Origin of the sequence: Paenibacillus monticola (genome assembly GCF_009664975.1) — a bacterium.
Classification (GTDB): Bacteria; Bacillota; Bacilli; order Paenibacillales; family Paenibacillaceae; genus Paenibacillus_AQ; species Paenibacillus_AQ monticola.
The window spans coordinates 289980-309884 of sequence record NZ_WJXB01000003.1 but is presented as its reverse complement, the minus strand read 5'-3'; the positions used below and the strand labels follow the sequence as shown (position 1 = coordinate 309884).

At 46.2% G+C, this 19905-nt stretch carries 19 protein-coding genes and 1 riboswitch; of the genes, 18 read left to right on the top strand and 1 reads right to left on the bottom strand.

The genetic code is table 11. The annotated features are described in order from the left end of the window. Positions 1–137: 137 nt before the first annotated feature. Complete coding sequence (locus tag GJB61_RS10560) at positions 138–881, bottom strand: YwaF family protein (RefSeq protein ID WP_154118466.1); 744 nt, start codon at positions 879–881, stop codon at positions 138–140. Between the two features lie 137 nt (positions 882–1018). Here GJB61_RS10560 and GJB61_RS10555 point away from each other — a divergent pair, with 137 nt between their 5' ends. The 18 genes from GJB61_RS10555 (at position 1019) to ccsA (ending at position 19894) form a co-directional block, all read left to right on the top strand. After that, positions 1019–4492, top strand: coding sequence for a collagen binding domain-containing protein (locus tag GJB61_RS10555; RefSeq protein ID WP_154118465.1), 3474 nt, complete (start codon positions 1019–1021; stop codon positions 4490–4492). A gap of 145 nt (positions 4493–4637) precedes the next feature. Then, the gene (gene mscL, locus GJB61_RS10550; RefSeq protein ID WP_154118464.1) at positions 4638–5033 is read left to right on the top strand and encodes a large-conductance mechanosensitive channel protein MscL; all 396 of its coding nucleotides are present in this window, start codon (positions 4638–4640) and stop codon (positions 5031–5033) included. Between the two features lie 103 nt (positions 5034–5136). Next, positions 5137–5310, top strand: a riboswitch (FMN riboswitch). Between the two features lie 219 nt (positions 5311–5529). Continuing rightward, positions 5530–6630: a bifunctional diaminohydroxyphosphoribosylaminopyrimidine deaminase/5-amino-6-(5-phosphoribosylamino)uracil reductase RibD gene (ribD, locus tag GJB61_RS10545; RefSeq protein ID WP_154118463.1), complete on the top strand. Its 1101-nt coding sequence runs from the start codon at positions 5530–5532 to the stop codon at positions 6628–6630. A 128-nt stretch (positions 6631–6758) separates the two neighbouring features. Next, on the top strand, positions 6759–7421 hold the full coding sequence (locus tag GJB61_RS10540) for a riboflavin synthase (RefSeq protein WP_154118462.1): 663 nt from the start codon (positions 6759–6761) through the stop codon (positions 7419–7421). 63 nt (positions 7422–7484) lie between these two features. Next, positions 7485–8735: a bifunctional 3,4-dihydroxy-2-butanone-4-phosphate synthase/GTP cyclohydrolase II gene (locus tag GJB61_RS10535; protein WP_154118461.1), complete on the top strand. Its 1251-nt coding sequence runs from the start codon at positions 7485–7487 to the stop codon at positions 8733–8735. 60 nt (positions 8736–8795) lie between these two features. Then, positions 8796–9263 (top strand): 6,7-dimethyl-8-ribityllumazine synthase, encoded by a 468-nt coding sequence (gene ribH, locus GJB61_RS10530; protein WP_154118460.1) that lies wholly within the window; start codon positions 8796–8798, stop codon positions 9261–9263. Between the two features lie 137 nt (positions 9264–9400). Continuing rightward, positions 9401–10192 (top strand): segregation and condensation protein A, encoded by a 792-nt coding sequence (locus GJB61_RS10525; protein ID WP_338115747.1) that lies wholly within the window; start codon positions 9401–9403, stop codon positions 10190–10192. After that, on the top strand, positions 10161–10763 hold the full coding sequence (gene scpB, locus GJB61_RS10520) for an SMC-Scp complex subunit ScpB (RefSeq protein WP_154118458.1): 603 nt from the start codon (positions 10161–10163) through the stop codon (positions 10761–10763). Before GJB61_RS10525 ends, scpB begins: the two co-directional genes overlap by 32 nt. A 366-nt stretch (positions 10764–11129) precedes the next feature. After that, complete coding sequence (locus GJB61_RS32155) at positions 11130–11846, top strand: DUF2953 domain-containing protein (protein WP_154118457.1); 717 nt, start codon at positions 11130–11132, stop codon at positions 11844–11846. A gap of 94 nt (positions 11847–11940) precedes the next feature. Then, positions 11941–12435, top strand: coding sequence for a GerW family sporulation protein (gene ytfJ, locus GJB61_RS10510; protein WP_154118456.1), 495 nt, complete (start codon positions 11941–11943; stop codon positions 12433–12435). A gap of 199 nt (positions 12436–12634) precedes the next feature. Next, a complete protein-coding gene (locus GJB61_RS10505; protein ID WP_154118455.1) occupies positions 12635–13828 on the top strand; it encodes a D-alanyl-D-alanine carboxypeptidase family protein in 1194 nt (397 codons plus the stop codon). An 18-nt stretch (positions 13829–13846) separates the two neighbouring features. After that, on the top strand, positions 13847–14512 hold the full coding sequence (locus GJB61_RS10500; protein WP_154118454.1) for a nucleoside recognition domain-containing protein: 666 nt from the start codon (positions 13847–13849) through the stop codon (positions 14510–14512). Between the two features lie 7 nt (positions 14513–14519). Continuing rightward, positions 14520–15053: a spore maturation protein gene (locus tag GJB61_RS10495; protein ID WP_154118453.1), complete on the top strand. Its 534-nt coding sequence runs from the start codon at positions 14520–14522 to the stop codon at positions 15051–15053. A 141-nt stretch (positions 15054–15194) separates the two neighbouring features. Continuing rightward, positions 15195–15539 (top strand): peptidoglycan recognition protein family protein, encoded by a 345-nt coding sequence (locus GJB61_RS10490; RefSeq protein WP_154118452.1) that lies wholly within the window; start codon positions 15195–15197, stop codon positions 15537–15539. 20 nt (positions 15540–15559) lie between these two features. Beyond that, on the top strand, positions 15560–16318 hold the full coding sequence (locus tag GJB61_RS10485; RefSeq protein WP_154118451.1) for a pseudouridine synthase: 759 nt from the start codon (positions 15560–15562) through the stop codon (positions 16316–16318). 110 nt (positions 16319–16428) lie between these two features. After that, a complete protein-coding gene (gene resA / locus GJB61_RS10480) occupies positions 16429–16953 on the top strand; it encodes a thiol-disulfide oxidoreductase ResA (protein WP_338115746.1) in 525 nt (174 codons plus the stop codon). Continuing rightward, on the top strand, positions 16950–18635 hold the full coding sequence (gene resB, locus GJB61_RS10475) for a cytochrome c biogenesis protein ResB (protein WP_229521594.1): 1686 nt from the start codon (positions 16950–16952) through the stop codon (positions 18633–18635). Before resA ends, resB begins: the two co-directional genes overlap by 4 nt. Beyond that, positions 18632–19894: a cytochrome c biogenesis protein CcsA gene (gene ccsA / locus GJB61_RS10470; RefSeq protein ID WP_154118449.1), complete on the top strand. Its 1263-nt coding sequence runs from the start codon at positions 18632–18634 to the stop codon at positions 19892–19894. The genes resB and ccsA overlap by 4 nt, the downstream gene beginning before the upstream one ends. Positions 19895–19905: the final 11 nt, after the last annotated feature.

Genomic DNA, 19905 nt, shown 5'->3' with positions numbered 1-19905 from the left:
TCCTCGCTTTTCTGGAAAATGGAAGGGGAATGAAGGAAGTGATGAATCTATTAATGATATGATTTATCGGCGAAATCGCACTGTGATATAAATCAACAAAAAGGAGATGTTTACAGTTTTTGTTTAAATATAGCGATCTATAAGTTTCTATGTCTGGACCGATACCGTTCTGGAAGTTCGAAAAATATCAAGTACATCAATAAGAATAGAGTGAATCCGAACAATTCCTCAACTAGCAAATAATAAGGATAAGGTCCAAAATAATCCAATATGGAATAGGTGCTTGGTTTATGGGCCAGGAACATATAGTTGGAGTCAAGCAAATAATCAGCGAACCTGACACAGGCAGCTATGATATTGAGGCAGAGCATAGTGAAGAAAAGCGATCTCCAGGTTGGTTTATAGCCCTCAACCCAGGTCATGTAAAGGGAAGCCAGAATAATAGCGCCGTGAGCAATGAAAAACAACAGGAAACGGAAATGTGGATACGGATAAACTAAATTAGGAGTAATGAGGGCAACAAATGCTCCGCCGATGCCGGCGAAGTAGAGGAAAGAATAGAGCAGTCGGCTGCGTGTAAGCAGCATAATGACAGACAGCAGCAAAGTAATCCCGCATAGCTCTAGTGGCAGGGATGAACTGGCTTTCCATAGATCCTGCGACCTATACCACAATTGAAGTCCTGTCTCTGAAGACAGAAGAAGCAGCACTAGCAGCAGGCGGACGCCTCGGCGCAGGTTGGGATGTGTCCGCAGAGCCACCCTAGAGCTAAAGAACACAAGGCATACCAAGGCGATCGAAGACAAGGCAATCCAGTGAGAGAGCGAGAACATAATGAAATTTTCAGAATGTTTGCGGTCAAAATAATACCAAAGTTTCATTCCATCTACTCCTTTAGAGGGTGGTAATATTACTAAAAAAATAATTTATAAAAAACTAAATATTTTGATTCTATGGAACTATATAATGGTGATATAGTGATATATATTAGACAGTGAAACGGAGGGGTTTTAAAGATATGATCAAGAAAAAGACCAGCTTGTTAATTGTTATTCTCATACTAATTACGCAATACGCATATGGCATGGGGTATACATCTCAAGTCAAAGCAGCAGCAATAGAAAACGAAAGAGACATCATCACCAGTGTATCGATGGCTGTTTACGGTCCGGGTGGCAGTACTGTAACGGATAGTGTGTACGAACAGGATTCTAATGTTACCTTGGATTATACATGGTCCCTTCCCAATAATCATAGTTATGTATCGGGAGATACTTTCACTTTTCAGCTTCCCGTGCAGTTTCAGCTTTTTAATGATATTAACGGATATCTAGTCTCTGATGAAGGAGATGTAGGAACCTTTAAGGTAAACCAATCGTCACACCAGGTTGTTATGACCTTTAATGATTACATTGAACAGCATGATAACGTGCAGGGTACACTCCGAATAAACACTAATTTTGATAAGCAGGTTATTTCGCAGAGCACGACACAGCAAATTTTATTTCCGGTAAATGGAGGAATTCAAACCGTTACTGTGAATTTCAAACCGTCAGTAGGATCCACGATTGAGAAGAAGGGTACAGCTCAAGGTTTCAACGCACACAGCATCCTATGGACCGTTGATGTCAACAAAACTCTTGAGACTGTGGGGAACGCAGTAGTCACTGATCCCATTCCAGCGGGGCTTTCACTGGATACTACAGCCATAGCAATGTATCAGTTGAATGTTCAACTGGATGGCACGGTTTCGCAGGGAGCATTGATTGACAGCAGCAAGTATACTGCAGAGATTGTGGCAGATACACTTACAGTTCATTTTACCGATCCTGTAATCTCGAGCGCATACCGCATTGAGTACTCCACTTCGATCACCGATGACAATCAAAATAGCTTTACGAATACTGCAACCTTTACTGGAGACGGTCGTGTCCCAGCTGATTCCACTTCTACAGTTGATGTAGAGCGCGGTGGGAGCCTGAAGAAATATTCAACAGCATATGATTCGGGAATTCAGACCATTTCCTGGGCAATTGAATATAACTATAATCATAAGACGATCCCGCAGGGGAATGCGGTGTTAACAGACTTGTTCAATAATTCTCAGTATTTGGTGGGCGGTTCGCTAAAGGTTTATCCGGTAACCTTGAATTCATCCGGCGCAGCAACCAAAGGCAGTGCCTTGGTTGAGGGCGTTGACTATACAGTAAGTGAGGCTGCAGAAGCTGGTAAAAAAGGCTTTCGGCTGCAGTTTACAAACGATATTTCCTCTTCCTATCGGATCGAGTATAAGACAAAAGCGACTGAACGCGTATTCAGCGATACAACGATAACCAACTCAGTTACTGATAGTACCTATACTGAACAGGCTACTCAGCTTATCCGACCCGTAATCATTTACAAGACCTTGTCGGGGGTAGATTATCAGACTAAGAAGGCTGACTGGAAAGTTACAATTAATGGTGATAATTACCCGATGGGTCAAGTAGTGATTACCGATACTTTTCCGCAAGGCGGACTTCAGTTCATACCGGAGTCGCTGGTCATAAAAAATGGCAGCGGGGCGGTACTGAGCTCCACGGCCTATCAATTGGATTATGTAACTCAGGCACAGCCGAATAAAGGGTTCAAGATAGTGTTCAATTCGGCCATATCGGGTACGTATACCCTTGGCTACCAAACGTTTTTCAACAAGGATTGGATCTGGGGAACAACGGATAATTTCATTAACAATGCCCGAATCGACTGGGTGGATGATTCAGCTAACCCCCACTGGACAGAGGCAAAGGGACTGTTTATCCCTCGAATCGAAGAGAAGAATAACGGCTTCAAATCTGGTTCCTACAATGCGACTTCCAAGGAAATTACTTGGACAGTGGGAGTTAATTATAATAGTAAAAGTATTGATGATCCAGAAGTAACCGATCTTTTGAAGGCAGGTCAAGTGCTTGTTCCTGGTTCACTTAAAGTCTATACCATGAAAATTGCGAAGAACGGTGATCCCTCACAAGGCGTAGAAGTGAACAGCAATCTTTATAATTATAGTGTTAACAGTGACAATCAGTTAAAGGTGGATTTTACGGAATCCATCAATACGCCCTATTATGTTATCTTTACAACAAGTCTTGAAGGGCAACTGATCAACAGCACAGTAGATAATACGGCAGCACTGTTTGACGGAACAAAGAAGGTTTCGAAGGATTTGATTGCCGCTGTTTCGATTCCTCACGGAGATGAATATGTCGTTAAGAATGGTGGACAGAATGGGGATAAGATTGATTGGAGTGTACTAATTAATGGCGGGCAGTCATATGTGCTGAACGCAGTGCTCACAGATACTCCTAGTTCAAATCAGATTCTACTGCCGGATTCATTCCATTTGTACCCTACGACTGTAGCTGCGGATGGAGTTGTAACCAAAAGCGGTCCTGAGCTGATTAAGGATACGGACTATTCCGTAGTGATCAACTCGGATGCCGAGGGCAAACAAACCTTTATATTAAGCTTTGCTCACGGTATTAGCACGGCTTATGTGCTCGAATATCAATCTTTAATTGTGGCGAACTCAGGAGATAAGGTCACCAATACGGTTAATTTCAGTGGCAACAATGTGATCTTGGTGACTAAAGAAACTTCTAAGGAAATCATTGTTGGTCTTTCCAGCGGCTCCGGAACAGGCAGCGGCGTAAGAGGAACATTGATCGTCAAGAAGATGGATGCCCAGGACAATACCAAATTGCTCAGCGGGGCGACCTTTGCTTTATATCGCTTGAACGGCTCAGAGCGCTTACTCATAAATACCTTAACTACAGATTCAAGCGGAATCGTATCATTCAATAAAATTTGGTTGGGCAGCTATATATTGACTGAGACTCAGGCTCCTGAAGGATATGTTCTAGATACCACTGAGTATCCGGTGACTATTAATTCATCAACAGCCATTCAACTGAGTATAACCAATCAACAATCTGAGGCGCCGGCCACACCAGAACCAACAATAACACCGGAACCAACAGCAACACCAGCAACAGCAACAGAACCACCGGTTACAGAATCACCAGGACCAACTGCATCACTGACGCCGGTGGAATCGGCAGCTCCGACACCAACACCTTCACCAACTGCGGGCATACCCGGCAGTGTGATCGTGCCAACACCGACAAGTTCTGTGATTCCCGGGATCATTATTGATGATCTGGAGATTCCAGCAGGACCTGGTATTGTAACGGATGCTCAGCCCTCACCACCAGTCAACGGAAACACTCCTGAAGTAGTGAGCCCAATAGATGAAGAAGTTCCATTGGGTGGCGTTACGATCGATGATGATGAAGTACCGGCAGGTACGGTAACTGATCCTGCAGGCACTAATGTCAGCAAACTTCCGAAGACAGGTGAAGATAGTCCAATGCCGCTTTATATGACTGGAATCAGCTTGATTCTTGCAGGCTTTATTCTAAATAGAGTATTCAAACGGAGTAAGAAGCAGGAGTAGGATAAATCAAAGATAAGAACATCGTATGCAGTGCAAGAGCACCAGGGAAGATTAATTCCGGGTGCTCTTGGCATTTTTGCAGATAGTTGTTAGTACTTGGTGCTATAATATATGTTAAATTAAAGACTTCAGAGGAGATTAGAGTATGTGGAAAGAATTCAAAAGTTTTGCCTTGAAAGGAAATGTGCTGGATCTTGCGGTTGCTGTCATCATCGGAGCTGCTTTTGGGAAGATTGTTTCCTCATTAGTGAATGACATTATTATGCCGATTGTAGGACTGCTTCTCGGAGGAATTAATCTGAAGGACCTCACGTTTGTGTACAACGATGTGATTTTAAAATACGGTGTATTTTTGCAATCTGTAGTTGATTTCTTCATCATTGCCTTTTCTATTTTCATGGTTATAAAGCTTGCAAGCAGATTCAAACGCAAGGAAGTTGTTAAAGTTGAAGTAGTTGAGCTTCCTGTACCAGCACCAGAAATTGTCCTGCTAACAGAAATTCGTGATCTGTTGAACGCGAATCAGAGAAGTGAATCATAAATTAGTTACATAAAATAAGTAAATATAATAAATACACTTGCATTTTTGCTGTTTAAGTGCTAATTTTGATGTAAGCAAAATTGATTTTCAACTGAATAATGTATCAAACCTTCAGGGCAGGGTGTGATTCCCTACCGGCGGTGATGCAACTGTATGTTGGCGGAAACGTTAATTTACATTGCTTAAGTCCGCTACCCGCTTCACGTTTGTTTACGTGGACGGTGGACCTGGTGCAATTCCGGGACCGACAGTATAGTCTGGATGGAAGAAGGGGAGATTGACGTTCTGTGCTCATTGAGCTAGACGTGCTGCAGTATTTTCGAATATTATGTGCGATATTTCACAATACCGATCTTTGGCGGTTTTTTGCGCACAATTTTTTAAAACTGCCGGTAAACTCTCGTATAACCCATCTTGAACTCCTCCTGGAGATTGAGATGGGTTTTTTTGTATGTATCAGACAGACAGATAGATAGCAATGAGACGGGAGGCAAATATGGACACCATAAATGACGAGTTCTATATGTCACTGGCGCTGGATATGGCAGAACGTGCTCAAGGGCAGACGGGCATTAATCCGGTTGTCGGCTGCGTTGTTGTGAAGGACGGGGCGATGATTGGACTGGGCACGCATTTGCAGCGCGGGACGGGCCATGCTGAGGTACACGCGCTGAATATGGCAGCAGGCAAGGCACAAGGAAGCACTGCTTATGTGACGCTCGAGCCCTGCAGCCATTACGGCAAGACACCCCCGTGCAGCCAAAGGCTGATTGACGAAGGCTTAGCTCGAGTCGTGGTAGCTTGTGAAGACCCTAATCCAGAGGTAGCAGGACGGGGAATTGAGATGCTGCGTGAACAGGGGATTGAGGTCGAGGTTGGACTGTTGCGCAATCGTGCCTTGCGGCTTAATGAGAAATTTATCAAGTATATTCTGACGAAGCAACCTTTTGTTACCCTGAAGAGCGCTAGTACACTTGATGGCAAAATAGCTACCAAAACCGGAGACAGCAAATGGATTTCAAATGGGGAAGCGCGGAAGATTGTACATACACTCCGGCACCGCCACCAGGGGATTATGGTGGGAGTCAATACGGTCATCGCGGATAATCCTTCTCTGACGACGAGAATGGAATTACCTGGTCTGAGTCCGATACGTATCGTTATTGATTCCGCATTGAGAATTCCCCTGAACTCCTCTGTTGTATGCGATGGCTTAGCCCGTACGATTGTCGTGACTACAGAAGCAGCTGATTCGGTTAAGAAGGCTGCACTTATAGCTGCAGGAGTTCAAGTAGTGGTTAGCGGCGCGGGTCCTCGAGTGGATCTGCAAGCAGCCATGCTGGCACTTGGAGAAATGGAGATTGGCTCTATTCTGTTAGAAGGTGGAGGTACGCTGAACGGTGCAATGCTGGAGAGTGGCCTGATCGACAGAATCATCCTCTTTTTCGCTCCCAAAATTGTGGGTGGAGGGGCAGCGGCAGCGGGGACATTTACATTTCCGGGCGTTGAGTGGATGCGGGATGCCATTACTCTTGAGGGATTGGAAGTAGAAGTGCTCGGGGATAATGTGTGTATCAGCGGCACGCCCGTTCGCTAAGCGCTGCTCACAGAACTAAGCGATTTCGGAGAAGTATTGCTCACAAAACTAAGCGTATGCTTCCGAAGCAAGTTTTGTACGAAGTATATCAAGGAGCCTATGCTCACAAAACTTTCGGGAGGGATGATATGTTTACAGGTTTAATTGAGGAAGTTGGCGTTCTGCGCAGTGTCTCTACCGGTGGAGAAATGATGGTGCTGAGTATAACGGCTTCGGTCATTATGGGCGATCTGAAAATCGGTGACAGTGTGTCAGTCAATGGTGTGTGTTTGACTGCGACTTCGCTGGGTGAACGATATTTTAACGTGGATGTAATGCCACAGACCTATCGTAACAGCAACCTGAAGGAGCTGCGGATTGGCAGCAAAATGAATCTGGAACGGGCGATGGCGGCTGGTGGCCGTTTTGGCGGACATATTGTGCAGGGACATGTAGATGGAACAGGCACAATCAAAAGTGTGAAGCGAGATCAGAATGCAGTTGTGTATGAAATCACACCTGATCATCCTTCATTGTTCAAATTTATTATTCCTAAAGGTTCAATCACGATTGATGGAATTAGCTTAACCGTAGTGAATGTCGGTAACTCCATCTTTAGTGTGTCGATCATTCCACATACGCTTGGAGAAACCGTGTTGGTGCACAAGCGGGCGGGAGACAGTATTAATATCGAGTGTGACGTGCTCGGTAAATATGTGGATCATCTCCTGCATTACGGCTCGGCAACACACAATGATGAGAGTAGCTCCGGTATCAGCCGTGATTTTCTGGCGGCTAACGGATTTGTATAAGGTTTAAGATTTTGCTTACGGAGACAGTATTTGATTCCGTAAAGCTTTCAGGAGGAAAGTAAGATGAACCAGAAAAAGAAAGATTCTGTATTGGACCCAATTGAAGATGCTATTTATGATTTGATGCGGGGTAAAGTGGTTATTGTTGTGGATGATGAGGACCGTGAGAATGAAGGGGACTTCATTGCTCTTGCAGAACGTGCAACGCCTGAAGTGATTAACTTTATGATCTCTCAGGGACGTGGTCTGGTCTGCCTGCCTATCACCGCAGAACGGGCTGAAGAGCTTGATCTTAAGCCGATGATCAGCCGGAATACAGATTTCCACGGGACAAATTTCACTGTCTCCATTGACCATAAGGACACAACTACGGGTATTTCCGCAGTCGAAAGATCCTTGACCGTCAAAGCCATTATGGACCCTAAGGCCAAACCTTCCGATTTCAACAGACCGGGACATATGTTCCCGTTGATTGCTAAGAAGGGTGGCGTTCTGCGCCGTTCAGGACATACGGAAGCTGCGGTCGATCTGGCCCGCTTATGTGGCGCATATCCAGCCAGCGTAATCTGCGAGATTATTAAAGAGGACGGCACGATGGCCCGTCTGCCTGATCTGGTAGAACTTGCTAAGAAGCATGACTTGAAATTGATCAGCATCAAGGATCTGATTCATTACCGGAATGAGAAGGAGCAACTAGTTACCCGAGAAGTATCGGTGACGTTGCCTACCGATTTTGGGGATTTTCAGACGATTGCCTACACGAATGAAGTAGATGACAAAGAGCATGTAGCTTTGGTCAAAGGGGATATCTCCGGGGATGAGCCTGTACTTGTTCGGGTGCATTCCGAATGTTTGACCGGTGATGTATTCCATTCACACCGTTGCGACTGCGGTCCGCAATTCGAAGCGGCACTGCGTCAGATTGAAATTGCCGGTAGAGGTGTGCTGCTCTACATGCGACAGGAAGGCAGAGGCATCGGCTTGATCAACAAGCTGCGTGCTTACAAGCTCCAGGAGGAAGGATTGGATACGGTTGATGCCAATCTGAAGTTGGGTTTTGAGGCTGATCTACGCGATTATGGCATTGGAGCACAGATTCTAAAGGATCTGGGTATAAGCAAGATCAAGCTGCTGACCAATAACCCGCGCAAGATCAAGGGGCTGGAAGGTTACGGGCTGGAAGTTGTTGAACGCATGCCAATCGAAATGCCGGAGACTAAAGATAATACTAGATATCTCCATACAAAACAGGCTAAACTTGGACATCTGCTTTCTTTTGACAACATTGAACAAAATGAGGATTCAAAAGTATAACCAAACCGCTTGAATAATGTATAACCATATAATTTTACTAATGAAGGGTTGATGATTGATATGCCGAATTATTTCGAAGGACATTTAGTTTCCGAGGGTTTAAAATATGGGATTGTGGTTGGCCGTTTCAACGAATTTATTACAAGCAAGCTGCTGAATGGTGCACTCGATGCCTTCAAACGCCATGGTGTAGCTGATGACGAGATTGATGTAGCCTGGGTTCCAGGAGTATTCGAAATCCCGTTGATCGCCCAAAAAATGGCTGAAAGCGGTAAGTACGATGCCGTAGTTACCTTGGGAACCGTTATCCGTGGTTCAACCACGCATTATGATTATGTGTGCAATGAAGTCGCTAAGGGTGTAGCAGCGATCAATCTCAAAACAGGCATTCCGACTATTTTTGGCGTAGTTACTACAGAGAATATTGAACAAGCTATTGAGCGCTCTGGTACCAAAGCGGGCAACAAAGGCTGGGATGCGGCTAATGCAGCTATCGAAATGGCTAACCTGAACAAAATGTTTAAATAATTCAGCTCTTGACGAATCCATTACAAACGTGCTTATTTATAGATATAAGAAGAAAGCATGGATTATAAGAATCTTTCTACTTGTGTAGCGTCCATTAGCGGCGCTGCACTTTACTTTTTTTGGCGGGAGGTTGCCTCGTGACTGTATTGTACAAGCTGGAGACGTTTGAAGGTCCGCTGGATCTGCTCTTGCATTTAATTGATAAGGCGGAAATCGACATCCAGGACATTCCGGTCGCCGAGATCACCGAACAGTATATGGAATATCTGCGGAGTATGAAGGAGCTGGAGCTGGATATTACCAGTGAGTTTCTCGTGATGGCCGCAACGTTATTGTCTATTAAGAGCAAAATGCTGCTGCCCAAGCCACCAGTTATCGAAATCGAAGATTTCGAGTATTTCGAGGAGGATGGTTTTGATCCACGGGCTGAATTGATACAGCGGTTGATTGAATACCGTAAATTCAAGAGCATTGCTGTTCATTTATTCGATATGGAGAGTGAGCGCAGTCTGATCTTTACGAAGGAGCCAGAAGATTTAGGTCCGTTCGTGCCTACGCAGATTGATAATACCCTTACAGGCTTACATACTGCTGACCTCATAGCCGCTTTTCGCAAAGCGCTCAGCAAGGCGGCCAGACGGACCTCCTATCAGCGGATTACCCGGGATGAAATCTCGGTTAAGGACCGGATTCGTGATGTATCGGATGCGTTGCAGCGTAGAGGAAAAGGCGGCAGATTGAGCTTTTCGGCACTGCTGCATGATGAAATGGCCCGGCATGAGATTGTAGTGACCTTCCTAGCCATTCTCGAGCTGATGAAAATGAAGGCGATTTATTGCTATCAAGAGAAATTGTTTGACGATATCGTCATGGAGTGGAGAGGAGGAGAACACTTCGATGGACTACAAGGATCTGAAATCAATTATTGAGGGCCTGTTATTTCTATCTGGGGACGAAGGAATTTCCATTCGGCAAATAGCCGAAATTACCGAGCAGCGTGCGGAGCTTGCTGCTGGAGCATTGAAAGAGCTGAAAGAGGATTACATCGCTCAGGAGCGCGGTCTACAGGTGGTGCAAATAGCCGGGAATTTCAGACTGGCCACACTGCCTGAACATGCGCCTTATTTTGAGCGGCTGGCCTATTCACCATCCAGGTCTTCATTGTCACAAGCGGCGCTGGAGACGCTGGCCATCGTTGCCTACCGTCAGCCGATTACGCGGGTAGAGATAGAGGAGATTCGTGGCGTGAAGTCGGAACGGGCCATTCACACGCTGAACAACAAGGATCTGATCTACGAGGTCGGGAGAGCGGAGGCCGTGGGCCGTCCGATTCTGTACGGGACTACGAAATCTTTTCTGGAGAGCTTTGGCCTCGCTAATCTTAAAGAGCTACCTGAGCCGTCAAGTTTCGAAAGCACTGACAATCTGGAAGAAGAAACGCAGCTGCTATTCAGTAAGCTGGATAGCCAGATGACGTTCGAGGAAGCTGAACAGGTATAATACATTTGGAATTTCAATGACCGAATCGGTTTATCAGGATACTGCAGATCTAATTGCGGATTTGGACACAGCATAACAGCATGTTTAATCTTTTCTGTTGAATAGAGAACTGATAAGCACTGTTTCACAGGCTAACAAGCTTGGGAGCAGTGCTTTTTTAAATTTAAGAATTTTAGCACGATAAATTATCCTTATATTTCTCGAAGAAACGGGTGCCGTCCATGTAAAAGACAGCAAAGTCGTTTCTTCTTGGCATTTTTATTTAGGAATACACAATCATTTTTACATATATTCGAATTTTCTCCGGCATTAATTGCCATACTAAACTAAAGGTTTCTATTAATGAGGTTGCTTGGAGGTTAACACGTGACGTTATGGCTCGCAATACCCCTCGCCTTATTGCTCTTAGGTTTTGTGCTAATATTGTCTTCTTCTATCGATTTTCATTTCCGGTTATGCCGTCTTGGAAAGGACGATCGGGTGGAGCTAGACGTTAGAACTCTTTTTGGATGGATCAGGTTTCATTATGAACTCCCGAAGTTGGTATATGAAGGAATAGAGCGGGGAGTCAAGGTGAAGCTGGAAGAAAGTGGAGTAGCGCCAATAAGAAGTGATAAAGAGGATAATGAAGAAAATATCGATAAGGAAAAAGTGAGCCGTTGGCTGGATGACATTAAGAAGGTGCTGAAAGCGACCTATGGATTTAAGAAATGGTTCCAGGCTACCCTAGCTCATGTCAAAATAACAAAACTCGATTGGTCAACAGATTTCTCACTCGGTGATGCTGCGGGAACAGCCACTGCGGCGGGCGCGTTGTGGGGAATGAAATGGTGTGTCATCGGTTGGATCTCACAGTGGGTTAAGCTGGAAAGTAGCCCGCGCTTGTTTGTTAAGCCTGTATTCCAGGATGATCTTAGCTTCTCCACAGAACTAGTATGTACCGGAAAAATATCCGTAGCCTATGGACTCTATGCCGGCGTATTACTCCTGATACGTGCTTTTAGAGCGGAAGGTGGACTGAAGCAATGGAAACAACTGTTAGGCAGTAAACACCATAAGTCCTTTGCAGAAACAGAAGGCTGAAACTAAAGCCAATACATACAAAGCTGTGGAGGTGGGGATGATATAAGCTGTAGATGATATTTACTATATAAAGAAACCAAAGGAGGAGAATAATATGAGTGACCATCCTATTCAGGGTCTAATGCAGACTGCGATGGAGAATATTAAAGGTATGGTGGATGTGAATACGATTGTAGGAGATCCAGTTGAGACACCAGACGGCAGTGTCATTCTGCCTATCAGTAAAGTTGCGTTTGGGTTTGCAGCCGGCGGTAGTGACTTCCGGATTGATGATGAAACACCGAGTGTAAATGGAACTGGAGCAGGGGGCCAAGGTGGAGTCAAGATGCTCCCATTTGGAGGCGGTAGCGGGGGCGGCGTATCCATTCGTCCAATTGCTTTTCTTGTTGTGGGCAAAGAGGGCGTACATATCGTACCGCTCGACAACCAGACCCATCTGTTCGAGAAAATTATCGATTCCACACCAGCACTGCTTGATAAGATACAAAATATGTTTCAGTCCCCTAATGTTGAATCAGAGACTGTAACTCATACTGCAGTTAAAGGTGAAGCTGTACCGTCAAACGTATCCACTCACTCGTCTATCTAGCTGAATATCACAATGGATGTTACCTTCAAGTCTGCATAACTATATTCTGGATCGGGGACATGGCCTCTAAAGGGGGAGTGTCTCCTTTTTGCGTAGAACGGGAGTAGAGAAGGACATACCATCCCACCGCAGCGCATACACTTGTACAACACAATGAAAATCTTAGCATGTAGCTCAAGAACTGATAAGAAGCCGGAGGATGAACATGAAGATAACAACCCGTAAATGGCCATTCGCCTTAATATTGTGTGCTTTATTGCTCTTTCTGACGCCGCTGACTTCACTCCAAGCAGAGAACAGCTCCATCTCCACCCATGCACGGGCGGCAACGCTGATCGATGTTGAATCCGGGCGGATTCTTTACAGCAGCCGAGGGGATGAGCCCATGCTGATAGCCAGCCTAACCAAAATTATGACCGCCTTAGTCGCTATTGAGAATGGTGATTTAACGACTAAGGTCAAAGTTGGAAAGAACGCGTTCGCTAAGGAAGGTTCGTCGCTTTTCTTAAAAATGGGTGAAGAGATGACTTTGGAAAATATGCTTTACGGTCTGATGTTGCGCTCGGGGAATGATGCAGCTACGGCTATTGCCGAGCATGTTGGCGGATCGGAAGAGGGTTTCGTTTATATGATGAACGCCAAGGCAAAGGAACTAGGGCTGACTCATACCCATTTCGCCAATCCGCATGGTCTTGATGCCGAGGGGCATTATTCCACTGCAAATGACTTAGCTGTGCTGACGGCTTACGCGCTCCATAATCCTGTATTTAAGGAGATTGTGAAGACCCCGGAAAAAACAGCAGATAACCCTGAAGAGAAATGGGATTATAAATGGAGCAATAAGAATAAAATGCTGCGCCTGTATGAAGGAGCAGATGGAGTGAAGACAGGGTATACGAAAAAAGCGCTCCGCTGCCTGGTCAGTTCAGCTACAAGAAACGGTCAACAACTGGTTGTAGTGACCCTGAACGATGGTGATGACTGGAATGATCATGCTTCACTGCTAAATTTCGGCTTCAATCACTATCCGCTCAAAAGATTAATCGAACGGGGCGATGCCGTTAGTGGTTACACCCTCGTGACAGGCAAAGATTTTGCTTATCCGTTTGGTCAGGGAGAACAGGAACGACTTGTTACGAAGCTGGTCCTTAACCAGAAGCAAGTAACGACCTCAAAACAGCCTAGAGGCAGTAGCTTTGGACTTGGAGGATTTCTAGTGCTCCAGCTGGGCGGCCAGGAAATTGGCCGTATCCCGGTGTATGCACCTGATCATTTACCGCCGGAGCAATCTGCTTATGTTAAGAAGTTCAGTGCAGTTACTGCGCCTATTTATCCCACAGATAATTGGCTGCAGGCACTGGGCAGCGCCTTTCGGGCACTTTTTGAAAGATGAGTAGAAGGAGGTATATCCATGATTAACGGGATCTGGCTGGGAATGATCGTCATCGGCTTTCTGTTCGCAGCCGTTAATGGCCGCATGGATGAGTTTACAGCCGCTGTATTTGACGGAGCAAAGAATGGCGTTACTGTAAGCTTTGGTTTAATCAGTGTGCTTGTGTTCTGGCTTGGGATTATGCGAATCGCTGAAGATTCAGGACTGCTCAAAAAAATCGCCAGTGCGCTTGGTCCTGTGGTTTCTTTTTTATTTCCTGACGTTCCGAAGGGGCATCCGGCTATCGGCTATATTCTATCCAATATGAGTGCGAATCTACTGGGATTAGGCAACGCGGCAACACCGATGGGGATCAAGGCGATGCAAGAGCTACAGAAGCTTAATCCGGACAAAGATACCGCTACACCGGCCATGTGTACTTTACTAGCCCTTAACACGGCGAGCATAACACTTATCCCGGCAACGTTGATTGCCATTCGACTTAACTATGGCTCGGCAGACCCGGCTGGCATCGTGGGCACTACGCTGGCAGCAACTGCTGTAGCCACTTTGGCAGCCATTGCTGCCGACAGAATGTTCCGGCGGATGTCTTTGCTGCGCAGGCCGCCGAAGCCTCCGGCAGTGGGGCACGGAGACTCTGATCGTGGGAGTACCAAGCTACCGCATACTTCTTTGAAAGGATGATCGTCCCATGTTTGAATGGATCAGCCTGCTATCATCATGGGCTATACCGGTCATGATTACGTTTATTCCGCTCTACGCTTTTACGCGGAAGGTTCCTGTGTATGAGTCCTTTGTAGAAGGGGCGAAGGATGGCTTTGGTACTGCTGTCGCCATCATCCCACCTTTAGTGGGGATGTTGGTAGCCATCAGTGTCTTCCGCGCCTCTGGGGCGTTGGACTTCCTGATGGGCTTCATAGCCCCTGCGTTGCAAGGTTTGGGAGTGCCCCCAGAAGTATTGCCACTGGGTCTTCTGCGGCCGCTTACGGGCACTGGGTCGCTCGCCTATACCACTGACCTCATTCGTGTCCATGGTCCAGACTCCCTAATCGGAATGATTGCCTCAACCATCCAGGGCAGCACGGACACGACCCTCTACGTGTTGACCGTATATTTCGGAGCTGTTGGGGTCCGTAATGGCCGTTATGCGCTCAAGGTCGGCCTCTTCTCTGATATTGTCGGCTTTGTCGCTGCCATCGCTATTTGCCTCATGGTATTCGGGTAGCAAGCGACCCTCAAGTCCAAACTTCCTCGCAGTTACCCTAGTCAAAGGGCCTTTTCCTCCAACAAAAAATATGGTTGGTGTCACCCCGCCCTCCTCCCTAACATATGCTATTGCAGCAATATGGAGGGAGGCAGACATCCAATGAAATACAAAGGATTAATTCTACATCATTCCCGCTGCCCATCAATTAATGGTAAAGGCTTCGATTTTTGGATAGGGTCAGAGGGGGACATTTATGCTGCACCACTGCTGACAGATCCTGACTATATTCACCTCTGTCTCGAGGGTGATTTCAGCAAGAAGGAGAGTGCTCCTTCACAAGCGGGCAGGAAGGAACAGCTTTTTGCAACAGGAAAACTTATTTTTGAGCTGGCTGAACGCTATCAAATCTCACCATTAATCATCGAACACCATACGAATTCCTGTCCTGGGACATTTTTTCCGTGGAATGAACTTGTGATTTATCCCTCTGATGGTTATCATTAATCTGAGGTGACTAGTCGAATATGGAAAGATTACAGAAAATTTTGGCGCAAGCAGGTGTAGCGTCCAGACGCAAGTGTGAAGAAATGATTTTGGCCGGTAAAGTGGAAGTCAACGGGGAACTCGTAACTACGCTTGGCACAAAGGTTGACCCCGCACAAGATATTATTAAAGTTTCCGGCAGATTGATCCGGAGCGAGAATAAAATCTATATTATGTTCAACAAGCCTAAGGGTGTCATTACGAGTGCTTCCGATCCTAAGGGGCGCAAAGTGGTAACGGATTACCTAAAGGGTATTAACGAGCGTGTATATCCCGTTGGCCGTCTGGATTATGATACAGAAGGATTGCTGCTGCTGACGAATGATGGTGAGTTCGCTAACCTGCTGACCCATCCTAAGCATCATGTTCCCAAGACGTATCACGCCACGGTCAAGGGAGTACCGCACGGTTCTGCGCTGGACAAGCTCAAGACAGGCATCAAGCTGGAAGACGGTATGACTGCTCCAGCTGAAGTGGAGTACAAGGATATTGGCGAAGGAAACAAAGAATCGGTAATCAGCATTACCATTCACGAGGGACGCAACCGTCAGGTGCGACGGATGTTCGAAGCGATTTCTCACCCCGTGATTCGCTTGAAGCGGATTTCATTCGGGGATATTTTGCTGCAAAATTTAAAACGAGGCTCATACCGCCATTTGACCAAGGATGAAATCAACCATCTGCAGCAAATTGCCCAAGCGGGATTGCTAAAAGAAAGAACACCACGTAAAGACACATAAAGTTCACAATTAAAGCCCCTAAAGTTGTGACAATATTCGTTATAATGTTCATAGGATGTTCACACCTATTAACTTAAGTATGAATTCTGTCACAGAAGGGGGCATCGCGTGTGGGGAAAGCAAGAAAGCCGATACAAATCGTGATCCTGTTTCTAATAGTTCTGCTGGGAGGTTATGCAATTGGCTCCTCAGTGTTTGGTGGAGACGGAAAACCTAAGGAAGGCAGTAGAGCCCCGTCCTTCGAGCTTCTCGGCCTTGACGGCCAGACCCACACGTTAAAACAATATAAGGGCAAGGCTGTAGTACTGAATTTCTGGGGCTCCTGGTGCAGTCCTTGTGTCCAAGAAATGCCGGCTCTCCAGGCCCAGTGGGAGAAATGGCGCGACCAAGGCGTTGTAGTCGTAGGAGTAAATGTTGGTGAGGATCAGATGACTGTCGAGAATTTTGTGAAGATGGTTGGCATCAATTTTCCAGTGGTTATGGACACCGGGAGAGATGCGGTGCGGAGCTACGGAATTTCACCGATGCCAACTACCTTCTTCATTAATTCAAAGGGGAAAGTGGACAGTATTCACATTGGCCAGCTTGATTTAAGTACACTGGATGCTCAAATTGGGAAGCTGGTGAGTCGATGATGGGGCATGCGCCTTTTATTGCCAACACTAAATGTGAATGCGGTCACCAGAACCCTGTAGGTACTGTTCTCTGCGAAGCCTGCGGCAAGCCGATTGGTGAGGAGTTTGATTCCAGCGAGAACCTTGAAATGCGCTATGATGGTGTTGCCCGCCGTTCCCAGCGTGTCAATCCAGGCGTTATTGATCTCATTTGGAACTTCTTCTCTTCGGTCAAAATAGCGATTTACCTGATTGTACTGACCCTGTTGGGCTCCATGCTAGGTACAGTTTTTCCACAGGAAAGCACCTTTTTGAATATTGATGCCTCCACCTATTACAAGGAACAGTATGGAGCAGCAGGACAAATTTATTACACACTGGGCTTCTCCCATACTTATGAGTCCTGGTGGTTTGTGTCTTTGCTTGTGATGATCGGCGCTTCACTGGTTATCTGCAGCCTGGATCGGGTGCTTCCGCTATATAAGGCATTAACAAGACAGAAGATTCGCAAGCATCGGCAGTTTTTAACCCGGCAGAAGGTCGTCTTGATAGCTAATATAGAGGAAGATCCGGAGGTCTGGGTAACACGCCTACTTCAGCCATTGAAGAAAAAAGGCTATCGTGTCAAGGTGGATGGGGGTGCTCTGCTGGCTGAGAAGCACCGCTTCAGCCGGTGGGGACCCTATGTAATACATATCGGTCTTATCATTTTTCTGCTTGCGGTACTAGCGAGAGGCTTGCCAGGACTTAATATGGATCAGCATTTAGCTTTTCCGCAAGGGGAAATTACCCGAATTCCGGACACGACCTATTATTTAAAGAACGAGAAATTCAAGGTCGAGTTCTACACGGAGGAAGAGATGCCCGAGGAGTTCCGTGGCAAAAAGGTTCTTCCAAAACTGTATCAAACAAGCGCGGTATTGTATCAATGTACTGCGGATTGTATCGACCCGTCTAAGGAGCCACAGCTGTCCGAAGTAGCAGCGCATGATATTCAGGTTAATTCTCCTTTGGAATACAAAGGTTTGAAAGCGTATCAGTTTGACTACGACCTGACTCCTGTGCTGCGCTCAGTGCAGCCGGAGCTGATCAATTCTGCGAACGGAGAGTCTTACGGCAAGTTTATGCTGGAGATGAAGAATCCAGAGCGGAGCTTTCAGGTGGGTCCTTATACGCTGACACTGAAGGAGAAATACCTGGACTTTGGTCTGAACGAGGAGGGTCAGCCCGTCTCTAAGTCGCCCTATCCGAATGCACCAGCATTTCTATTCCTGATCAAGGGACCTGATCTTCCGTCGGCCGGTCAGCAATACTTTTATTTTCCCAAACAGGTGGATAAGGCTCAGTTCCAACAGGCATCTATTAATGATAAGCTCGGTGGCCAAGACCGCTTTTTGGAACTTGATGTGGCCAACATGAGTGATGTCGACTTTGCAGAATCAACAGCCTATCTGAATATACGTGTGGACCGGGCCATGCCTTTCGTGTGGTTGGGAGCGGGAATCGTTATGCTGGGTCTGGTGCTCGGTTTTTATTGGCAACATCGACGCATCTGGCTAATTGTGAGTAATGGAGAACTAACGCTTGGAGGACATACGAATAAGAACTGGTTCGGCTTCCGGCGCGAGATTGTTTCTATTCTGGAAAGAGTGGACATGGCAGTCGATGAAAAATCCTTGGACAACGGGGGAGGTCTAGCATGAGCTTGCTCGATTTTAGCAGTGACGTCTTTATTGCCGCTTTTTTCTTATACAGTGGCGCGTTCATGTTATTCACTATCGCCATAATGGGCCGAAAATGGTCCGGACGCGATCCAAAGGCTCATACAGCGCGCTGGGGTAAAGTTGCCTTCACCGTATCCTCTGTTGGCTTGCTGTGCCACATAGCATACTTTGTGACCCGCTGGATGGGTTCAGGGCATATTCCCGTTAGTAACATGTATGAATTCATGACTTTTTTATCGATGATGGTTATGGTAGCTTTTACCGTAATATTCGCAATCTACCGCAAAATTATACTGGGTGTCTTCGCTGTTCCAATTTCCATTATTGTTATGGCGTATGCAGCTGTATTTCCACAAGAGGTCCAGCCGCTGATACCTTCTTTGCAATCCATCTATTTGAACATTCACGTTACGTTGGCTGCAACTGGGGAATCATTTTTCGCGGTTGGATTTGCCGCTGGACTAATGTATCTCTTGCGGACTGTGAAATTTGACAGTGTAGAGAAAGTCGACCGCAAACAGCAGCGGCTGGTCGAATTTACACTGTTTTCAATCATTGTTATAATTGGTTTTCTTGGCTCGGTATTTGCTTTCCGTGGCGCTGGATATGAAACGGTTTTTGTTCGCCAGAACGTTACGATTGACAGCCCCGGGCAGGAAAATAGTACAATAGAGAAAGTCAGTTATAAAATGCCGCCGATTGTGGCACCTTACCATAGCGAAATTGAGAGCTTCCAGTCGTTTCTTGGCATGAAAGCGCCACTCTTCGAAGCGCCAGCTTGGATGAATGGTGTAAATGCAGGGCGGAAGTTCAATACTGTTATCTGGTCACTGATTTCCGGGCTGCTTCTTTATGGAGTTATCCGTCTTATTGCTCGCAAACCGCTGGGCAAGGCGATTCATCCGGTTATGGACGGAATTGATGAGGGAGACCTCGATGAGATTGCGTACAGGGCGATAGCAATAGGTTTCCCTATATTTACACTGGGGGCTTTGATTTTTGCAATGATATGGGCTCAAGTGGCTTGGGGTAGATTCTGGGGATGGGACCCCAAAGAAGTCTGGGCACTCATTACTTGGTTGTTTTATAGTGCTTATCTTCACTTACGGCTGGCTCGCGGATGGCAGGGGCGCAAATCCGCATGGCTCGCCGTACTCGGCTTTCTAGTCGTAATGTTTACCCTGGTTGGTGTTAATCTGGTCATCGCTGGACTTCATTCTTATGCGGGGACAGATTGAGCATACTATTT

What these genes read in the sequence shown, in the direction of transcription:
- GJB61_RS10560 (WP_154118466.1), bottom strand. Translation starts at nt 881, where the DNA reads ATGAAACTTTGGTATTATTTTGACCGCAAACATTCTGAAAATTTCATT.
- GJB61_RS10555 (WP_154118465.1), top strand. Translation starts at nt 1,019, where the DNA reads ATGATCAAGAAAAAGACCAGCTTGTTAATTGTTATTCTCATACTAATT.
- mscL (WP_154118464.1), top strand. Translation starts at nt 4,638, where the DNA reads ATGTGGAAAGAATTCAAAAGTTTTGCCTTGAAAGGAAATGTGCTGGAT.
- ribD (WP_154118463.1), top strand. Translation starts at nt 5,530, where the DNA reads ATGGACACCATAAATGACGAGTTCTATATGTCACTGGCGCTGGATATG.
- GJB61_RS10540 (WP_154118462.1), top strand. Translation starts at nt 6,759, where the DNA reads ATGTTTACAGGTTTAATTGAGGAAGTTGGCGTTCTGCGCAGTGTCTCT.
- GJB61_RS10535 (WP_154118461.1), top strand. Translation starts at nt 7,485, where the DNA reads ATGAACCAGAAAAAGAAAGATTCTGTATTGGACCCAATTGAAGATGCT.
- ribH (WP_154118460.1), top strand. Translation starts at nt 8,796, where the DNA reads ATGCCGAATTATTTCGAAGGACATTTAGTTTCCGAGGGTTTAAAATAT.
- scpB (WP_154118458.1), top strand. Translation starts at nt 10,161, where the DNA reads ATGGACTACAAGGATCTGAAATCAATTATTGAGGGCCTGTTATTTCTA.
- ytfJ (WP_154118456.1), top strand. Translation starts at nt 11,941, where the DNA reads ATGAGTGACCATCCTATTCAGGGTCTAATGCAGACTGCGATGGAGAAT.
- GJB61_RS10505 (WP_154118455.1), top strand. Translation starts at nt 12,635, where the DNA reads ATGAACATGAAGATAACAACCCGTAAATGGCCATTCGCCTTAATATTG.
- GJB61_RS10500 (WP_154118454.1), top strand. Translation starts at nt 13,847, where the DNA reads ATGATTAACGGGATCTGGCTGGGAATGATCGTCATCGGCTTTCTGTTC.
- GJB61_RS10495 (WP_154118453.1), top strand. Translation starts at nt 14,520, where the DNA reads ATGTTTGAATGGATCAGCCTGCTATCATCATGGGCTATACCGGTCATG.
- GJB61_RS10490 (WP_154118452.1), top strand. Translation starts at nt 15,195, where the DNA reads ATGAAATACAAAGGATTAATTCTACATCATTCCCGCTGCCCATCAATT.
- GJB61_RS10485 (WP_154118451.1), top strand. Translation starts at nt 15,560, where the DNA reads ATGGAAAGATTACAGAAAATTTTGGCGCAAGCAGGTGTAGCGTCCAGA.
- resB (WP_229521594.1), top strand. Translation starts at nt 16,950, where the DNA reads ATGATGGGGCATGCGCCTTTTATTGCCAACACTAAATGTGAATGCGGT.
- ccsA (WP_154118449.1), top strand. Translation starts at nt 18,632, where the DNA reads ATGAGCTTGCTCGATTTTAGCAGTGACGTCTTTATTGCCGCTTTTTTC.